We start from the raw sequence: 14,846 nt of genomic DNA on the forward strand, positions 1-14,846 counted from the left end.
TGGCCAAGTGTGGGAGGGGGCTTGCTCCCACATGTGGAACGTCACTGGGCTTGATTTCAGCGAGTGAAGATAAAAAACCTTTGCAACTCCAAGTCTTGCCAGAAAATTCTTTCTGGTTATATAAACATTCTTAAATAGTATTTTTAAGAATATCCGCGCTTATCTACTATCGCTCTCACGCCGCAAGCAGTGCCGCCACTGCGAGGCACTATTCATTTCAGGAGCGAGACCATGAGCGCATCTCTACGTAGCGTCGACGGCCAGGACGAAGCAGCCATTTTGCGTGAGATCCAGAGCGCCCTGCGCGATCTGCGGTTTGGCGCGGTGGAAATCACCGTGCACAACGCTCAAGTGGTACAGATCGAACGCAAGGAAAAATTCCGTTTGCAGAACCCGGGTAACAAACCGAACTAAGCAACTACGGCGATAGACCCCGCAACTATAAGAAAAAGCCAACACCCCGAATTTCAGGAGCCTTCTATGTCGTCGATTCGCCGTTATGCCTTGGCCGCCCTGGCCAGTGCCGTGTTTGCCGGTTCCGCCGTTGCCAAGGACTACGAGTTGCTCAACGTCTCGTACGACCCGACCCGTGAGCTGTACCAGGACTACAACGCTGAGTTCACCCAATTCTGGAAACAGTCCCACCCGGATGACAACGTCAAGATCCAGCAATCCCATGGCGGTTCGGGCAAGCAGGGCCGGGCGGTGATCGACGGCCTGCGCGCTGATGTTGTGACCCTGGCGCTGGCCGGCGACATCGACGAAATCGCCAAGCTGGGCAAGACCCTGCCGGAAAACTGGCAAACCCGCCTGCCGGACGCCAGCACCCCGTACACCTCGACCATCGTGTTCCTGGTGCGCAAGGGCAACCCCAAAGGCATCAAGGATTGGGGCGACCTGATCAAGAAAGACGTTTCGGTGATTACCCCGAACCCGAAAACCTCCGGCGGTGCTCGCTGGAACTTCCTCGCCGCCTGGGCCTACGGCCTGAAGGCTGGCGGTAGCGAAGCCAAGGCCCAGGAATACGTGAAAGAGCTGTTCAAGCACGTTCCTGTGCTGGACACCGGCGCCCGCGGCTCGACCATCACCTTCGTCAACAACGGTCAGGGTGACGTGTTGCTGGCCTGGGAAAACGAGGCGTTCCTGGCGTTGAAAGAAGACGGCGGCGCCGATAAGTTCGATATCGTCGTACCGTCCCTGTCGATCCTCGCGGAGCCGCCGGTGGCCGTGGTCGACAAGAACGCCGAGAAAAAGGGCAACACCGAGATCGCCACCGAATACCTCAAACACCTGTACAGCCCGGCTGGCCAGGAGATTGCGGCGAAGAACTTCTACCGCCCACGCGATGAGAAAGTCGCTGCAAAATACGCCCAGCAGTTCCCGAAACTGGACCTGGTGACTATCGACAAAGACTTCGGCGGCTGGAAAACTGCCCAACCGAAATTCTTCAATGACGGTGGTGTGTTCGACCAGATTTACACGGCGCAATAAGCCAAATTATCTGTTGGAGCCCGCTTTCCGTGGCGAGGGAGCTTGCTCCCGCTGGAGCGCGAAGCGCTCCCAAACCGGCAACTCAGTCGCCTGGTTTTGGGGCCGCTGCGCAGCCCAGCGGGAGCAAGCTCCCTCGCCACGATAGGTTCGCTACCGCAGTGGTATGTCACCGCTAACCAAGGACTCTTATGTCGCGTCGTATTTCCCCCGTCATACCCGGCTTCGGGCTGACGCTGGGCTACACCGTGGTGTACCTCAGCCTGATCGTACTCATCCCCCTGGCGGCGATGTTTGTACACGCCGCTCAACTCACCTGGGATCAGTTCTGGAACATCATCAGCGCACCACGGGTGCTGGCGGCGTTGAAACTCAGCTTCAGCACCGCGCTGTATGCCGCCCTGATCAACGGCGTGATCGGCACGCTGCTGGCCTGGGTGCTGGTGCGCTACACCTTCCCCGGACGCAAGATCATCGATGCGATGATCGACCTGCCGTTCGCCCTGCCCACCGCCGTGGCCGGTATCGCGCTGACTGCGCTGTACACGCCTAATGGCCTGGTTGGCCAGTTCGCCGCAGACCTGGGCTTCAAGATCGCCTACACCCCGTTGGGTATCACCCTGGCGCTGACCTTCGTCACGCTGCCATTCGTGGTGCGTACGGTGCAGCCGGTGCTCGCCGATATCCCCCGGGAAGTTGAAGAGGCCGCCGCCTGCCTGGGCGCCAAGCCGCTGCAGGTTTTCCGCTACATCCTGGTGCCTGCGTTGTTGCCTGCCTGGCTGACCGGCTTCGCCCTGGCATTTGCCCGAGGCGTGGGTGAATACGGTTCGGTGATTTTCATCGCCGGCAACATGCCGATGAAAACCGAGATCCTGCCGTTGCTGATCATGGTCAAGCTCGATCAGTACGACTACCGCGGCGCCACTTCCATCGGCGTGTTGATGCTGGTGGTTTCCTTTGTCTTGTTGCTGCTGATCAACTTGTTGCAGCGGCGCATCGAACGTCCATAAGGAGGCGCGGAACATGTCCCAATCGTCTATTTCCGCCGCGTCCTCGGCCAACGCTGCCCGGCGTGGCAGTGCCGTATCGCGACGTATCCTGATCAGCCTCGGCTGGCTGGTGTTTGCACTGTTCCTGCTGTTGCCACTGTTTATCGTGGTGTCCCAGGGCTTGAAGAATGGTCTCGGTGCTTTCTTCACCGCGATCCTCGAACCCGACGCGCTGTCGGCGCTGAAGCTCACGGTGATCGCGGTAGTGATTTCGGTGCCGCTCAACCTGGTGTTCGGCGTCAGCGCGGCATGGTGCGTAAGCAAATATTCGTTCCGTGGCAAAAGCATCCTGGTGACGCTGATCGACCTGCCGTTTTCGGTTTCACCGGTGATCGCGGGCCTGGTCTATGTACTGATGTTTGGTGCCCAGGGGTTTTTTGGCCCATGGCTGCAAGCGCATGACATCCAGATCGTATTCGCCTTGCCCGGCATTGTGCTTGCCACCATCTTCGTCACCGTGCCTTTCGTGGCGCGTGAGTTGATCCCGCTGATGCAGGAGCAGGGCACCCAGGAAGAAGAGGCTGCGCGCCTGCTCGGCGCCAATGGCTGGCAGATGTTCTGGCATGTGACCGTGCCGAACATCAAATGGGGCCTGATCTACGGCGTGGTGCTGTGCACCGCCCGGGCCATGGGCGAGTTCGGCGCGGTGTCGGTCGTGTCCGGCCACATTCGTGGCGTGACCAACACCCTGCCGCTGCATGTCGAGATTCTCTACAACGAATACAACCACGTTGCCGCGTTTGCGGTGGCCAGCCTGTTGCTGATCCTGGCGCTCTTCATCCTGCTGCTCAAGCAGTGGAGCGAGAACCGTATCAACCGCCTGCGCAAAAGCGCCGGTGAGGAATAAGTCATGTCGATCGAAGTCCGTAATGTCAGCAAGAACTTCAACGCCTTCAAGGCCCTGAACAGCATCAATCTGGACATCCAGAGTGGCGAGTTGGTGGCGTTGCTCGGCCCGTCCGGCTGCGGCAAGACCACCTTGTTGCGCATCATCGCGGGCCTTGAGACCCCGGACGCCGGCAATATCGTGTTCCACGGTGAAGACGTGTCCGGCCACGACGTGCGGGATCGCAACGTCGGCTTCGTGTTCCAGCACTACGCGTTGTTTCGCCATATGACGGTGTTCGATAACGTCGCCTTCGGCCTGCGCATGAAGCCGAAAAACCAACGCCCGAGCGAAAGCCAGATCGCGAGCAAGGTGCACGAGCTGCTGAACATGGTGCAGCTCGATTGGCTGTCCGATCGCTACCCGGAACAACTCTCCGGTGGCCAGCGCCAGCGTATCGCCCTGGCCCGTGCCCTGGCGGTGGAGCCCAAGGTGCTGCTGCTGGATGAGCCTTTCGGTGCCCTCGACGCCAAGGTGCGCAAGGAACTGCGCCGCTGGCTGGCGCGCCTGCACGAAGACATCAACCTGACCTCGGTGTTCGTGACCCACGACCAGGAAGAGGCCATGGAAGTCGCCGACCGTATCGTGGTGATGAACAAAGGCGTGATCGAGCAGATCGGCTCACCGGGTGATGTCTATGAAAATCCGGCCAGCGACTTTGTGTACCACTTCCTCGGTGACTCCAACCGTCTGCATCTGGGCGAGGACCAGCACGTGCTGTTCCGGCCGCACGAAGTGTCGCTGTCACGGCATGAGCTGGAAGACCACCACGCGGCTGAGGTGCGCGATATCCGTCCATTGGGGGCCACCACGCGGGTAACCCTGAAGGTTGAAGGCCAGAGCGAGCTGATCGAGGCCGAAGTGGTGAAGGATCACGACAGCCTGATCGGCCTGGCGCGGGGCGAAACGCTGTTCTTCAAACCCAAGGTCTGGCAAAAAGCCTGACAGGCTCGCAAACCCAATCTGAATGGGGCCAATCTGAGATAGGACCAATCTGAAATGGGGCCAATGTGGGAGGGGGCTTGCTCCCGATAGCGGTGGGGCAGCGGCAGATAAGCTGGCTGATCCACCGCCATCGGGAGCAAGCCCCCTCCCACTTTTAGACTTCTCTCGGTTTCAGATCGCGGCGTGCCACAGGGCCTGAGCGCTGTTCGATCTGCTCTTTCAGGCCATGGCGCAACCCCAGCAAAAACGCCAACTCCGCCATCACAAACAACGGCCCGACGATCAGCCCCGACACATCATCCACAAACGCAGGCTTGCGGCCTTCGTAGTAATGCCCGACAAACTGAATCACCCAGCCCACCACAAACAGACCGATGCCACTGCTCAGCCACACCGTCGTGCTCTGCGCTGCGAGTGCGTGCCCGGCCCACACCGACAAGCCCATCAGCGCCGTCATCAACACGCCCAGCGCCAGCTCCAGGCGCAGGTAAAACCACGCCGAAAACAACGCCAACAACACCGCAGGTGATAACCACAGCCCGCCTACCGCCCACTCGGGGCGTGACAGCAGCACGGCAACCGCCACCACGATGAGTGGGATACCGATAAAGTGGCTGGCGATATTGCGCGGGTCGCGATGGTAGGCGGCGTATTGACTGAGGTGGTCGACGAGGCTTTTCATTGTTGTTCCTCCTGTAGGATGTTTGATCATGCCCTGTCAGCCAGCGACTGACTGTCAACTGGCCGACAATCTTCGGAGTTCTCATGGACACAGAGCAATGGCACTCACTGCTGGCCGCCGGGCATTGGTTCAGCCATTTGCCTGAGCCTTTTCAGCATAGCCTGCTGGCCCATGCCCGGTTGCGGCAGCTGGAGGCCGGGCAATACCTGTTCAAGCGTGGTGACCCGCCTTGCGGCCTGTATGCGGTGCTGGACGGCGCGGTACGCATCAGCGCGGTGAATGCCCAAGGCAAGGAAGCGGTATTGAGCCTGGTTGAAACGCCTTACTGGTTCGGCGAAATCTGCCTGTTCGATAACCTGCCGCGCACCCACGACGCCCTGGCCATGGGCGCCTGCATGCTGTTGCAGGTGCCGCAGATGGCGCTGCTTGGCGTCCTCGAACACCATCCGGCGTATTGGCGCGACCTGGCCTTGTTGATGAGCCACAAGCTGCGCCTGTCGTTGATCAATATCGAACAGATGAGCCTGATGCCCGCGTCCGCACGCCTGGCCCACCGGCTGCTGATGATCGCCGAGGGCTACGGTGAAACAGACCAGGTGCGGCGCACCCTGCAACTGCCCCAGGAGGATCTTGCGGCGATGTTGGGCCTGTCTCGCCAGACCACCAACAGTCTGCTCAAGGCCCTGGAACAGCAGGGCACCATCGGCCTGAGTTACGGCGCGATTGAAGTCCTGGATTTGCAGGGCCTGCGGCGCGCCGCAGGCGTCTGAGTGAGGAACTACGAGCCGCGATAGGTGGAGAACCCGTAAGGGCTGAGCAGCAGCGGGATGTGGTAATGCTGGTCGGCCTGCTTGACCTGGAAAATCACCGGTACCTCGGGGAAGAATGTCTCGCGGTTGGCCTTCTTGTAATAGTCGCCGGTCTTGAACACCACGCGATACTCACCCGGCGTCATGCTGCGGTTGGCGGGGAACAGTTCGGCGATACGGCCCTGCTGGTTGGTGACACCTTCGGAAAGTGGCTGCCACTGATTGCCGACCTGCTGCTCCAGGGTCACGCTGACGCCGGCGGATGGCAGCCCATTTTCCAAGTTGAGTACATGCACGCTCAACGGGTTGCCATCGGCCAGGGCCAGGTTGCACAGGCCACTGAGGCTGAGGGCGGCGAGGGTGATGCTGAGGGTTTTCATCGAGAACTCCTTGTCAGGGGAAAAATCAGAGGGAAATGCTCAAGCCCAGTTGTTGGGCGGCCTGCACGGCGCAGGTTTCGTCCTGCGCCGCGCCACCGGCCCCGGCAACGCCCAGCGCACCGACCAGTTGTGCATCGGCAAACAGCGGCACGCCACCACCGAGCAACAGCAGCTCGGGCAAGCTATTGAGGTTGGCGGCCTCGGGGTTGTTGCGCGCCCGTTCGGCGAACAGCCGGGTCGGGGTTTTGGTCGAGAGCGCCGTGTACGCTTTGCGCTGGCTGGCGAGGCTATTATGCGGGCCGACGCCGTCGGCGCGCAGGCTCAGCAGCAGGTTGCCGCCGCGGTCCACTACGGTCAGCGCGGCGTTGCAGTGCTCAAGGCCGGCGTCGGCCAGTTGACGTGCAGTATGCAGATCAAGATCGGCATGGCGGGGCAACGGCGGGGCGGCCAACGCCCCGGTGCAGACGGCAAGGCTCAAGAACAAGGCATGGCGAGGCATAAGGACGACTCCGGAAAACAGGTCGCCACTCTAGGCGGTGAACAGGGTCAGAAACCGCACAATTTAATGACAGGTTTGTAATCAAACCCGGCCGCAACCGGCACGGCATCCTCTAGCGCAAGCCCTCGCGAAACTGCCCCGGTGTCATCCCCGTCCAGCGTTTGAACGCCCGATTGAAACTGCTGGTATCGGCAAACCCCAGCAGGTGGCTGATTTCAGCCAGTGAACAGTGCGGGTCGCGCAGGTGCAACAACGCCAGGTTCTCCCGGCAGTCGTTGAGCAAGGTATCGAAGCGGCAGCCTTCATCCGCCAGATGGCGTTGCAAGCTGCGCAGGCTCAAGTGCAGTGCCTGGGCGATCCGTTCGGCACTCGGCTCACCGTCGGGCAACTGTGCCTCGATAGAGGCCCGCACCTTGCGCTCCCAGGTCAGCGGTTGCAATTGGGCGAGGGTGCGTTTGAGCACGGTTTCGTTGTGTTCGGCCAATTCGGGGTTGGCATCGTCCAAGTGGCTATCGAAATCGTGGGCGGCGAATTCCAGGCGGTCTTCTGCGGCGCCGAAAAACAGCGGCGCGCGAAACACCGTGTGCCACGGCTTGGGGTCGGCCGGTTCGGGCCGCCGCAAGTACACCGCCAAGGGAGCGTAGTCACGGCCCAGGCGATTGCGGCAGGTGCGCACATAAATCGCCGCAAACGCGTCAATGGCTTCAAACGCCGGTGCCGGGCTGCCTGGCGGCTGCAACAGACGGAAGCGGTAGCGCTCGCCATCGCCGCTCAACTCCAGGGTCAAGGCATCGCTGACCACCTGGTGATAACGCACGATGCGCTCGAATACCTCGCGCAAGCTGCCGCTGGCCACCAAGGCATAGCCCAGTGCATGAAAGGTGGTGGGGCTGACGAACCGCGACACCCGCAGGCCAATCGCCGGATCACCGCTGGCCTGCACCGCCAGTTGCCACAGGCGCGTGGTCGCCGACAGTGGATAGCGCGCATTCGGGTCGTCCATCTGCTGCGGGTCGAGGCCGGCCTCCGCGCACAACGCGGCACTGTCGAGGTCCAGGGCGTCGAGCTGTTTGCGCAAGGCGCGGGTCCAGCTGGCGAGGGAGGTGGGTTCAGTCATGGCGATTGGCGCTTGCGGTCAACAGGTTGGCGTGTGGGGCTGATGCCCTGGCGCACCGCTTGGGCCAGGATGCACCTATCCATAGACAAGAGGATGGAAGCATGGACGGTACTTCTGCAAGTCCCCAACAGATGAACGCACAACAACGCTCGGCGCACATCCGTGACGTGGTGCTGGCCGAAGGGCTGCGGCTGCGCCGGCGCCACCCCTGGTTGCTGCATCAGGATGCACTGGGCGCGGGCATCCTGGCGTTTGCGCTGGTCGGCATGCTGGGTTCGGCGGCGCTCTACATCAACGGGCACATAGCCTGGTGGGTGTGCCTGCTGCTCAATGCTTTTCTGGCCTCATTGACCCATGAGTTGGAGCACGACCTGATCCACAGCATGTACTTTCGCAAGCAGCGCCTGCCCCACAACCTGATGATGGGCCTGGTGTGGCTGGCGCGGCCGAGCACGATCAACCCCTGGATACGCCGGCACCTGCACCTCAATCACCACAAGGTCTCCGGTACCGAAAGCGATATGGAAGAGCGCGCCATCACCAATGGTGAACCCTGGGGGTTTGCGCGATTGCTGATGGTGGGCGACAACGTGATGTCGGCGTTTATCCGCATGCTGCGCGCCAAGACCTGGAACCACAAATTGAAGATTCTGAAACGTTCGCTGCTGGTCTACGCACCGCTGGCGCTACTGCATTGGGGGGCGTGGTATGTGTTTCTGGGCTTCCATGCCGCCAACGGCATTGCCGGCCTGATGGGCACGCCGATTGGCTGGTCCGACGGTACTTTGCAGATGATGCAGGTGATCGACATCGCCGCCGTGGTGATCATCGGCCCCAACGTGCTGCGCACCTTCTGCCTGCACTTCGTCAGCTCCAACATGCATTACTACGGTGATGTGGAGCTGGGCAATGTGATCCAGCAGACCCAGGTGTTGAACCCCTGGTGGTTGTGGCCGTTGCAGGCGTTCTGCTTCAACTTCGGCAGCACCCATGGCATCCACCATTTTGTGGTGAAGGAGCCGTTTTACATTCGCCAGATGACGGCCAAGGTGGCCCACAAGGTCATGGCCGAGATGGGCGTGCGCTTCAATGACTTCGGCACGTTTGCCCGTGCCAATCGCTTTGAGCGCCAGGAGCGCCCCGACGCCGCGCTGTCTTTCAGCAAGCAATAAAGGCCAGGGGCAGATCGCGGATCTGCTCGCGCACGGGCGGCTGGTAATGGCCATCACTGGTCAGTTCGTGCAACAGCTCTTCGCGCAACTGGTGGAACTCGAAGCTGCTGCGCTGGCGCGGATGCGGCAAGGCGATGTCCACCACCTGCTTGATCCGCCCTGGCCGGGGCTCCATCACCACTACGCGGTCGGCGAGGAAAATCGCTTCTTCCACATCGTGGGTCACCAGCACCGTGGTGATCCTGGCACGGGTGCGGATAGCCAATAACTCGTCCTGCATCTGTTGGCGGGTCAGTGCATCCAGGGCGCCGAACGGTTCGTCCAGCAACAGGATGCGCGGGCTGGCCACCAGGCCACGGGCGATGGCGACCCGTTGCGCCATGCCGCCGGACAATTGGTGAGGATAGGCGCGGGTAAAGTCAGTCAGGCCGACCAGCGCGATAAAGTCGCTGATGCGCCGGTCGCGTTCGGCTTCGCTCAGCGCTTCGTTGACCAGGCCCAGGCCGATGTTTTGCGCCACCGTCAGCCAGGGGAACAAGCGGTGCTCCTGGAACACGATGCCGCGCTCCCCGCCGATGCCGCGCACGGCTTTGCCGTCGACCTGGATCTCACCGCGAAACTGCGTGTCGAGCCCCACCAGCAGGCGCAGCAGGGTGGATTTGCCACAGCCGCTGGAACCCACAATCGCCACAAACTCGCCTTCGGCGATGTCCAGGTTGAATTCGCGGATGGCTTCCAGCGGGAAGCCGTCCACATCAAAGGTTTTGCCCACATGGTTGAAGCTGACGATAGCTGTGTTCATACGTGTCTCCAGCGGGTGGCGCGGGTTTCGATGCGTTGGCCGATCAGGTTGAGAGTGGCGCCCGTGAGGCCGACCAACAGCATGCCGCTCATGATCAGGTCCATGCGCAACAGCTGCTGGGCGCCGATCATCAGGCTGCCGATACCGCCGTTGGAAGGCATGAAGTATTCCGCGCCGATGGTGCCCAGCCAGGCGTAAATCAGGCTCAGGCGCAGGCCGGCGAAAATGCCCGCCGCCGCCCCCGGCAGTACCAGGTGGCGCAGGCGTTGGAACAGGTTCAGGCGCAGCACCTGCGTGGCTTCGCGCAGCTGCGGTGACAGGTTCAAGACGCTGCGTTGGGTGGCAATAAACAGCGGGAAAAATGCCGCCAGCGCGATAAACACCGACTTGGCCGCTTCACCCAGGCCGAACCAGGCGGTCAACAGCGGCACCCAGGCGAAAATCGCGATCTGGCGCAACGCGGCCAACGATGGGCCGAGCACTCGCTCACTACGTCGCGACAAGCCCAGCCACAGGCCCACGGCAAAACCCTGGCCGCCGCCCAGCAGCAGGCCGGCGAGCGTGCGCCCCAGGCTTTTGCCCAACGCACTGCTCAAGCTGCCATCCAGCACGCCGGCGATCGCGCTGTGCAGCACGGTCCACGGGCTGACCAGAATGTTCGGGTCTACCCACGCCTGTTGCGTCGCGACTTGCCACAACGCCAATAACAGGAGCGGCAACAGCCACGGTTGCAGGCGCTGCCAGCCGGTATAGCGTGGCCCGCGCCGGATCTGCGCGGTGGCCGGGTGGGGCCAGTGCACCCAGAGGCGATCCAGCCAGCCGACGCCACGATCCATCACCACACCCAGCACGCCGATGACCACGATGCATACGAAGACGATATCGAGCATGAACAACTGGCGCGCCCAGACCATCAGGTAGCCGATGCCTTCGCTGGAGGCCAGCAGTTCCACCGCCAGCAACGATGTCCAGCCGGCTGCCAGCGCCAGGCGCACCCCAGCCATGAACGCCGGCAGCGCGGCGGGCAGGATCAGTCGGCGGATCAGCAGGTGAGCGGGCAGGCGCAGCACGCGGGCCGCTTCGCGCAACGTGGGCTGGGCGTCGCGTACGCCGACCAGGGTGTGCAGGGTGACGGGCACCACGATCGCCTTTACCAGCACCACCAGTTTCAGGGTTTCGCCGATGCCGAAAAACACCATGAACAACGGAATCCAGGCCAGGGTCGGCACTTGTGACAGCGCACTGAAGGTGGGGAATACCAGGCGCTCGGCGCGGGCACTGAACCCCAGCAACGCGCCCAGTAAAGCCCCGGTGCCGATACCGGCCAGCAACCCCCAGAACAGGCGTTGCAAACTGATCGCCAGGTGGCTCCACAGCTCGCCTCCAGCCAGTTCCACTGCGCTGCTCCACACCAGCGCAGGCGGCGGCAGGATCTGCTCGCTCATCCAGTGATTGCGGCTGGCCAACCACCACAGTGCGAATAACGTCAGGGGCAGCAGCCAAGGCAACAGGCGTTCGCCAAGGTTCGGCCAGCGCCGCGCCGCACCTTTGGCCGCATCGGTGGAGGGGGCCGCGAGCGGTAGGCTCAAGAGTGAAATCCGGGCCATGGAGGACCTCCGTTGTCGCCGAGGGCTTTATGTGATTTTGATCTTACAAAAACTCAATCAAGATGATTGGGGGATAAGAAAATCATTTAAAGCTTCCGCCCGACACGCATCCAATGCATTCGAAGAATATTTTCGATGCTGTTGATGCATAGCCCTCTGGAGCCGGCGGTTTAGCTTGCATAGTTCTAAAAGCTATTAAATTGTGAATTTATAGTATTTAAAGTTTTGATCGGCCTATGCCTACTTTCTGCTCCCCAGGCGACCTACGCCCACCAGGAGCTGAGCTTATGAAACTGCCTTTCAAACGACTGATCACGCTGTTCGCGGGCACCGCGTTGGCCGGCCTGGTGCACGCCGCCGACCTCAAGGAAATCCGCATCGCCGTGCCTGACCTGAGTGCCGGCAGCCAGCACAGTGGCGGTGGCATTACCGACGTACTGCACAGCCAGCAGATTTTTGAAAAGGCTTTTGCCGACCAAGGCATCACGATCCAGTGGAATTACTTCAAGGGCGCCGGCCCCGTGATCAATGAAGCGTTTGCCAATGGCCAGGTGGACCTGGCTTACCTGGGCGACCTTGCAGCGATCATCGGACGTTCCAATGGCCTGGATACCCGCCTGCTCAGTGCCTCGGCGCGAGGTGTGAAGCACTACCTCGGCGTGGTGCCGGGTTCGGGCATCAAGACCCTGCAGGATCTCAAGGGCAAGCGCGTTGCAGTGTTCCGGGGCACGGCCAGCCAGTTGTCGTTCGACGCTGCCTTGGCCAGCCAAGGCTTGAGCGAGAAAGACCTGAAGGTCATCAACCTGGACTTCAATGCCGCCGTGGCGGCGCTGGCGGCCAAGCAGATCGACGCCACCTGGGGCAGCTCGGGCCTGAGCGCGCTGCAGGCCAAGGGCCTGGCTGAGATCCCCTTGACCACCAAGGACCTGGGCGGCGCGGGCAGTGTCCAGGCGGTGCTGGTGGGCAGCGGCAAATTTGTCGACGAGCACCCGCAGGTCGTGGCGAAGTTGCTCAAGGCCCAGCAGCAGGCCGTGCAGTGGTTGACCGATGACAACCACAAGCAGGCTTACATCGAGCTGATGTCGGAACGCGCCAGTTACCCCGCCGTGATCCTGACCAACGATTTGAAGGACCAGAAACTCAGCGAGATTTTCCCTTCGACCCTGGACCCGGTGTTCCTTGGCAAATTACAGAATGCGGTGGACTTGGCGTCGAAGGAGCGGCTGATTCGCAAGCCATTCCAGGTGAGTGATTGGGTGGTGCCGAATCTGGCGGCGGCGGGGCTTTGAGGTTTTGGGGGTCTGGGCTATCGCCATCGGGAGCAAGCCCCCTCCCACAGTTGAAGGTATTCACAGATCAACTGTGGGAGGGGGCTTGCTCCCGATGAGGCCCTCAAATCGCTAAACGAACGGCCTGACTGTCCACTTCCACCAATGTCTCGATCATTGCCTTCGCCGCCGGTGATAACCGCGAGCCGGTGCGGCTGACCACGCCGCATCGCGCACTCATGGTTTCCATGTTCTGCGGCAGATTGCGCCAGTGCAGCAGCACCAGGGTGCCCCGGGCGATGTCTTCGGCAAACGCTTCCTCGGTGCCCACCCCTATGGCATTGGACTGCAGCACGATCTTCACCAGCGCCGGGAAATGCTCGGTCTGGATACTCGGTGAAAAGTCCATGCGCCCACTGAGGTTCGCCAGCAGCTTGCGGATGCCTTGGGAGATCAGTGGGGAGGCGAGCGGGTAGTCGAACATGTCGTTGGTCGACAGGCTGTCCTTGGCCAGCAGCGGGTGGCCCGGACGGCAGAAAAATACGCCGCGCTTGGGCGTCAGTGCGCGGGTCTGGAAGTTCGGGTCGGCTTCGAACTGACGAATGTCGGCAATGAAGAATTCGATCTCTTCACGGCTCAGGGCGCGGCTGAGTTTTTCCCAGTTATCCACCTGGAAATGCGTGCGGATTTTCGGGTGGTCGGTGATAAAGCGCGCCACCGCATCGGGTACCAGTTTCACGGCCGGGGCCGGGCCGCAACCGAAGCGCAGGTCGCCGGCGTCAAGCTTGGTCATGCGCGTCACTTCACTGCTCAACAAGGCGGCGCCATGCACCAGGCTCAGGGCATGTTGCAGCACCACCTGGCCTTCCGGTGTGGGGCGCAAGTCTTTGTGGCCACGGTCTACCAGCACACAGCCGAACTCTTGTTCCAGCCCCTGGATGCTGCGGCTGAACGCCGGTTGGGTGATACCCATGGCGTCTGCTGCGCGCACGAAACTGCGGTGTTCGTTGAGGGCGATGAAGTACCGAAGTTGGCGAAGATCCATATGCTTTCCCGGCATCTGAAAAATAGGTCGAAGGCATTTGCGACCCTGGGAGCTGAGGTTTTAAATGCAAGCTCTTATTCCGTCAACGAAGCATCTGTTGATTTGCTAGATCTAAATTGCATATCAATAGAGCGCACAAGAGGGTCGTCACCATGAGCAACGCCGCATTCGCTGTTCAACCCGTTTCCCAGGCACTGGACATCCACCCGGTCGCCGGGCGTATAGGGGCCGAGATCCGTGGCATCAAACTGTCTGGGGAGCTGGACGCCGCGACGGTCGAGGCCATCCAGCAGGCCCTGGTGCAGTACAAGGTGATCTTCTTCCGCGAGCAGACCCACCTGGATGACCAGAGCCAGGAAGCCTTCGCCCACTTGCTCGGCGAACCGATCGCGCACCCGACGGTGCCGGTCCGTGACGGCACGCGCTTTCTGTTGGAGCTGGACGGCACGCGCGGCCAGCGCGCCAACTCCTGGCACACCGATGTGACCTTTGTTGACGCCTACCCCAAAGCCTCGATCCTGCGTTCGGTGCTGGCCCCCAAGGCGGGTGGCGATACGGTCTGGGCCAATACGGCCAGCGCCTACAACGACCTCAGCGTCGAACTGCGGGCCCTGGCCGACAACCTGTGGGCGGTGCACAGCAACGAATACGACTACGCCGGGCGCAAGCCGGATGTGTCGGTGGAAAAGCTTGAGGAATACCGCAAGGTGTTCACCTCCACGGTGTACGAAACCGAACACCCGGTGGTACGTGTGCATCCGGTCAGTGGTGAGAAAACCCTGCTGTTGGGGCACTTCGTCAAACGCCTGAAGGGGTATTCCCAGGCCGACTCGACACAGCTGTTCAACCTGCTGCAAAGCCATGTCACCCGCCTGGAGAACACCGTGCGCTGGCGTTGGAACACCGGCGACGTGGCGATCTGGGACAACCGCGCCACCCAGCATTACGCGGTGGATGACTACGGTACCCAGGAGCGCATCGTGCGTCGGGTGACGCTCAAGGGCGACGTGCCGGTGAGTGTGCAGGGGCAGCGCAGTCAGACGACAAAGGGACTTTGAGCGGCAAGTTTTCAGCGACAAGCTACAAGTAAAAGCCAC

At 61.4% G+C, this 14,846-nt stretch carries 16 protein-coding genes; 9 read left to right on the top strand and 7 right to left on the bottom strand.

All coding sequences use genetic code 11. The features are described 5' to 3' along the window. Positions 1-231 precede the first annotated feature (231 nt). The 5 genes from oscA (at position 232) to DK870_RS00410 (ending at position 4,368) form a co-directional block, all read left to right on the top strand. Entirely contained in the window at positions 232-414 is a 183-nt protein-coding gene (gene oscA, locus DK870_RS00390; RefSeq protein WP_060755534.1) for a sulfur starvation response protein OscA, read from the top strand. A gap of 66 nt (positions 415-480) precedes the next feature. After that, positions 481-1,491 carry a sulfate ABC transporter substrate-binding protein gene (locus DK870_RS00395; RefSeq protein WP_060755535.1) on the top strand — a complete coding sequence of 337 codons (1,011 nt, stop codon included), beginning with the start codon at positions 481-483 and terminating at the stop codon, positions 1,489-1,491. A gap of 188 nt (positions 1,492-1,679) precedes the next feature. Beyond that, a complete protein-coding gene (gene cysT, locus DK870_RS00400) occupies positions 1,680-2,498 on the top strand; it encodes a sulfate ABC transporter permease subunit CysT (RefSeq protein ID WP_104995186.1) in 819 nt (272 codons plus the stop codon). A gap of 13 nt (positions 2,499-2,511) precedes the next feature. Further along, a complete protein-coding gene (gene cysW, locus DK870_RS00405; RefSeq protein ID WP_060755537.1) occupies positions 2,512-3,384 on the top strand; it encodes a sulfate ABC transporter permease subunit CysW in 873 nt (290 codons plus the stop codon). A 3-nt stretch (positions 3,385-3,387) separates the two neighbouring features. Further along, a complete protein-coding gene (locus DK870_RS00410) occupies positions 3,388-4,368 on the top strand; it encodes a sulfate/molybdate ABC transporter ATP-binding protein (RefSeq protein ID WP_060755538.1) in 981 nt (326 codons plus the stop codon). A 154-nt stretch (positions 4,369-4,522) separates the two neighbouring features. Here DK870_RS00410 and DK870_RS00415 read toward each other — a convergent pair whose 3' ends face one another. Then, complete coding sequence (locus tag DK870_RS00415; RefSeq protein ID WP_161547634.1) at positions 4,523-5,050, bottom strand: DUF962 domain-containing protein; 528 nt, start codon at positions 5,048-5,050, stop codon at positions 4,523-4,525. An 83-nt stretch (positions 5,051-5,133) separates the two neighbouring features. On the opposite strand from DK870_RS00415, the gene DK870_RS00420 reads away from it, so the two are divergent. After that, entirely contained in the window at positions 5,134-5,820 is a 687-nt protein-coding gene (locus DK870_RS00420; protein ID WP_161547636.1) for a Crp/Fnr family transcriptional regulator, read from the top strand. Positions 5,821-5,828: 8 nt separating this feature from the next. On the opposite strand, the gene uraH is transcribed toward DK870_RS00420, so the two are convergent. From uraH to DK870_RS00435, 3 genes are all read right to left on the bottom strand, one after another. Further along, positions 5,829-6,239, bottom strand: coding sequence for a hydroxyisourate hydrolase (uraH, locus tag DK870_RS00425; RefSeq protein ID WP_090367577.1), 411 nt, complete (start codon positions 6,237-6,239; stop codon positions 5,829-5,831). A gap of 25 nt (positions 6,240-6,264) precedes the next feature. After that, positions 6,265-6,738 carry a heme-binding protein gene (locus tag DK870_RS00430; RefSeq protein ID WP_161547638.1) on the bottom strand — a complete coding sequence of 158 codons (474 nt, stop codon included), beginning with the start codon at positions 6,736-6,738 and terminating at the stop codon, positions 6,265-6,267. A gap of 112 nt (positions 6,739-6,850) precedes the next feature. Continuing rightward, a complete protein-coding gene (locus tag DK870_RS00435; RefSeq protein WP_104995190.1) occupies positions 6,851-7,855 on the bottom strand; it encodes an AraC family transcriptional regulator in 1,005 nt (334 codons plus the stop codon). Between the two features lie 101 nt (positions 7,856-7,956). On the opposite strand from DK870_RS00435, the gene DK870_RS00440 reads away from it, so the two are divergent. Next, positions 7,957-9,027 carry a fatty acid desaturase gene (locus tag DK870_RS00440; RefSeq protein ID WP_104995191.1) on the top strand — a complete coding sequence of 357 codons (1,071 nt, stop codon included), beginning with the start codon at positions 7,957-7,959 and terminating at the stop codon, positions 9,025-9,027. Here the strand turns inward: DK870_RS00440 and DK870_RS00445 are convergent. Both DK870_RS00445 and DK870_RS00450 read right to left on the bottom strand, forming a co-directional pair. Further along, the gene (locus tag DK870_RS00445) at positions 9,014-9,829 is read right to left on the bottom strand and encodes an ABC transporter ATP-binding protein (protein ID WP_104995192.1); all 816 of its coding nucleotides are present in this window, start codon (positions 9,827-9,829) and stop codon (positions 9,014-9,016) included. The genes DK870_RS00440 and DK870_RS00445 overlap by 14 nt on opposite strands. Next, entirely contained in the window at positions 9,826-11,436 is a 1,611-nt protein-coding gene (locus DK870_RS00450) for an ABC transporter permease (protein WP_161547640.1), read from the bottom strand. The genes DK870_RS00445 and DK870_RS00450 overlap by 4 nt, the downstream gene beginning before the upstream one ends. Before the next feature lie 287 nt (positions 11,437-11,723). Here DK870_RS00450 and DK870_RS00455 point away from each other — a divergent pair, with 287 nt between their 5' ends. Continuing rightward, positions 11,724-12,725: an ABC transporter substrate-binding protein gene (locus DK870_RS00455; protein WP_161547641.1), complete on the top strand. Its 1,002-nt coding sequence runs from the start codon at positions 11,724-11,726 to the stop codon at positions 12,723-12,725. A gap of 103 nt (positions 12,726-12,828) precedes the next feature. On the opposite strand, the gene DK870_RS00460 is transcribed toward DK870_RS00455, so the two are convergent. Next, positions 12,829-13,749, bottom strand: coding sequence for a LysR family transcriptional regulator (locus DK870_RS00460; RefSeq protein ID WP_161547643.1), 921 nt, complete (start codon positions 13,747-13,749; stop codon positions 12,829-12,831). A gap of 152 nt (positions 13,750-13,901) precedes the next feature. On the opposite strand from DK870_RS00460, the gene DK870_RS00465 reads away from it, so the two are divergent. Next, complete coding sequence (locus tag DK870_RS00465) at positions 13,902-14,807, top strand: TauD/TfdA family dioxygenase (RefSeq protein ID WP_161547644.1); 906 nt, start codon at positions 13,902-13,904, stop codon at positions 14,805-14,807. Positions 14,808-14,846: the final 39 nt, after the last annotated feature.

The sequence above is a fragment of the Pseudomonas sp. Q1 genome, assembly GCF_009935975.1.
GTDB classification, from domain to species: domain Bacteria; phylum Pseudomonadota; class Gammaproteobacteria; order Pseudomonadales; family Pseudomonadaceae; genus Aquipseudomonas; species Aquipseudomonas palleroniana.

Bases quoted from the DNA above. Each gene is read 5' to 3' on its own strand.
- oscA (WP_060755534.1), top strand. From the start codon at position 232: ATGAGCGCATCTCTACGTAGCGTCGACGGCCAGGACGAAGCAGCCATT.
- DK870_RS00395 (WP_060755535.1), top strand. From the start codon at position 481: ATGTCGTCGATTCGCCGTTATGCCTTGGCCGCCCTGGCCAGTGCCGTG.
- cysT (WP_104995186.1), top strand. From the start codon at position 1,680: ATGTCGCGTCGTATTTCCCCCGTCATACCCGGCTTCGGGCTGACGCTG.
- cysW (WP_060755537.1), top strand. From the start codon at position 2,512: ATGTCCCAATCGTCTATTTCCGCCGCGTCCTCGGCCAACGCTGCCCGG.
- DK870_RS00410 (WP_060755538.1), top strand. From the start codon at position 3,388: ATGTCGATCGAAGTCCGTAATGTCAGCAAGAACTTCAACGCCTTCAAG.
- DK870_RS00415 (WP_161547634.1), bottom strand. From the start codon at position 5,050: ATGAAAAGCCTCGTCGACCACCTCAGTCAATACGCCGCCTACCATCGC.
- DK870_RS00420 (WP_161547636.1), top strand. From the start codon at position 5,134: ATGGACACAGAGCAATGGCACTCACTGCTGGCCGCCGGGCATTGGTTC.
- uraH (WP_090367577.1), bottom strand. From the start codon at position 6,239: ATGAAAACCCTCAGCATCACCCTCGCCGCCCTCAGCCTCAGTGGCCTG.
- DK870_RS00430 (WP_161547638.1), bottom strand. From the start codon at position 6,738: ATGCCTCGCCATGCCTTGTTCTTGAGCCTTGCCGTCTGCACCGGGGCG.
- DK870_RS00435 (WP_104995190.1), bottom strand. From the start codon at position 7,855: ATGACTGAACCCACCTCCCTCGCCAGCTGGACCCGCGCCTTGCGCAAA.
- DK870_RS00440 (WP_104995191.1), top strand. From the start codon at position 7,957: ATGGACGGTACTTCTGCAAGTCCCCAACAGATGAACGCACAACAACGC.
- DK870_RS00445 (WP_104995192.1), bottom strand. From the start codon at position 9,829: ATGAACACAGCTATCGTCAGCTTCAACCATGTGGGCAAAACCTTTGAT.
- DK870_RS00450 (WP_161547640.1), bottom strand. From the start codon at position 11,436: ATGGCCCGGATTTCACTCTTGAGCCTACCGCTCGCGGCCCCCTCCACC.
- DK870_RS00455 (WP_161547641.1), top strand. From the start codon at position 11,724: ATGAAACTGCCTTTCAAACGACTGATCACGCTGTTCGCGGGCACCGCG.
- DK870_RS00460 (WP_161547643.1), bottom strand. From the start codon at position 13,749: ATGGATCTTCGCCAACTTCGGTACTTCATCGCCCTCAACGAACACCGC.
- DK870_RS00465 (WP_161547644.1), top strand. From the start codon at position 13,902: ATGAGCAACGCCGCATTCGCTGTTCAACCCGTTTCCCAGGCACTGGAC.